This window comes from Paenibacillus sp. NPDC058898, from assembly GCF_049316025.1.
Classification (GTDB): domain Bacteria; phylum Bacillota; class Bacilli; order Paenibacillales; family Paenibacillaceae; genus Paenibacillus_AQ.
The window spans coordinates 1-1,144 of sequence record NZ_JBMOSM010000043.1 but is presented as its reverse complement, the minus strand read 5'-3'; the positions used below and the strand labels follow the sequence as shown (position 1 = coordinate 1,144).

The 1,144-nt window shown below is 50.1% G+C and carries 2 protein-coding genes; both read left to right on the top strand.

Annotation, left to right across the window (positions count from 1 at the left end):
• The first annotated feature begins 239 nt into the window (after nt 1-239).
• On the top strand, nt 240-467 hold the full coding sequence (locus ACOZB4_RS34095; protein WP_021243043.1) for a YgdI/YgdR family lipoprotein: 228 nt from the start codon (nt 240-242) through the stop codon (nt 465-467).
• 365 nt (nt 468-832) lie between these two features.
• Nucleotides 833-1,018 carry a Rop family plasmid primer RNA-binding protein gene (locus tag ACOZB4_RS34090; RefSeq protein ID WP_013772937.1) on the top strand — a complete coding sequence of 62 codons (186 nt, stop codon included), beginning with the start codon at nt 833-835 and terminating at the stop codon, nt 1,016-1,018.
• Nucleotides 1,019-1,144 lie beyond the last annotated feature (126 nt).

Sequence of the window (1,144 nt, the reverse complement as noted above, 5' to 3'; positions counted from 1 at the left end):
AGATGCTTTATAACTCAGACATCCAACCTCACAAATTGGAATCCTTAAATCATCTTGGTTGATGTATCGGCCGGATTACATCACATATAAGCCTCCTCCCCGCCTGACACCACACTTTGACCATAGCACCTCGCGCCTAACTCGATATACAGCCCACCATCAAGCCTCTTTTCACATAAAAAATGACCTATAGTTAGATGGTTAGTGACCAAAACTGATATGGATAAAAGGAGCTGGCTTTGAAAAAGATTTTTGTTTCAGTGTTCGCAGCGGCAGTTGCGCTTTCAGCCCTCACCGGCTGCACGCGCACAAGCTATGCCATACACACCAATGACGGTCGCACTATTGTCAGCGACGGCAAACCTAAAGAATCAGACTCAGGCCTGCTTGGCTATACAGACGCGAATGGTGTCAAACAGCAGATCAATAAAACCGACGTTAAAGAAGTCTCCGAAATTCCGCACTGAGCATCTTCTCCGAAAAAGGCCGCTAATGTGGCCTTTTTCTTTACCTGTGGTTCTCCGCCAAAATCCCAGCAAATTGCATCACCAAAGCTAAAAGCTTTCAGGGTTGTCTAAAAAGCACAAGACATAAGAGGAAGTGCGGTATTTTATAATCAAGCCCCCAAGAATTTACCATAACATCCGTTGCCCGCACCGCCTGAGACGCGTTCAGCGCGTTCCTGACGAAACCATGACAAAAACCACAACAAACCACCCCGGAACCCGTCAGAAACGCGCCTGTTAAATTTTAACGGCATGCATGACTATGCACCAGAATGACGCCATGCTCTTTTCACGCAAAAATCATCACCAGACGGGGAAAATCACCAGTGACCAGACAGGAATCCGCCGCCCTCAATATGGCCAAATTTATCCGCGCACAGACACTTCTCCTCCTTGAGCGGCTCGAGCAGATGGATCTGGATGAGGCTGCCGGCTGCTGTGAGCACCTGCACGATCAGGCCGAAGCGCTTTACGCCATGCTGAACGCACAGATAGGCGAGGAAAATGCGTGAAAATCGGTGAACGGGTGCGCAATTCAGTGCGCGGCCGTGAGGCGATGGCGGGGTGTCGGGGCGCAGCCCTGACCAGGGTATTTGTGATGCCGGCGCGTGCGCGGTATTACAAATGCACATCCTGTC